Source organism: Cupriavidus sp. CuC1, assembly GCF_044627735.1.
Taxonomy (GTDB): Bacteria; Pseudomonadota; Gammaproteobacteria; order Burkholderiales; family Burkholderiaceae; genus Cupriavidus; species Cupriavidus ulmosensis.
The window spans coordinates 1-502 of record NZ_JBIUHC010000473.1; the positions used below are offsets into that span (position 1 = coordinate 1).

Here is a 502-nt window from a genome sequence, read left to right on the forward strand (position 1 = left end):
TCACTCCCAGAGATCGTGAAGCTCCTACCTTCTCATCGCCGCCCTCTACTCGCCAGACGGGTTCCGCTGACGGTTACGGCGCGTCTAATGCGAACAGCGTTTTTATGTAAATCCGGCTTAGACGAGTGAGGGGCCGCGCTCGGTTGGAAGCGCGGTGTGTGCTCCATTTGGTTCACATAATCACAGCGACTTCAGGAATCGCAGAAGCGTCTCGGGTGGCTGGTACCGAGCTCGCTTCACATCTGGCGGATTCAACCGAGCGAGCGCGCGTTCCTTCATCTCGAGGTCCGCCTCGACGTACATGTGCGTCGTCGCCGGGCTCTCGTGACCGAGCCACAACGCAATCTCAGTGGGCCATACACCGGACTGCAGCATCGCCATGGCGGTCGAATGCCTGATGCGGTGCGGGGATACGTTGACATTAGCGTAAGCGTCAGCGGAACCCATCCGTAATGGACTTGACGGCTTCCTCTGTTCGTGAATGACAGCTACAGATCGACCA

1 protein-coding gene is annotated in these 502 nt (G+C 58.4%); it reads right to left on the minus strand.

Annotated elements, in window-relative coordinates; genetic code table 11:
* Positions 1–180: 180 nt before the first annotated feature.
* A partial coding sequence (locus ACGLHR_RS52255; protein ID WP_400104045.1) for a tyrosine-type recombinase/integrase occupies positions 181–502 on the minus strand: 322 nt, incomplete at its 5' end.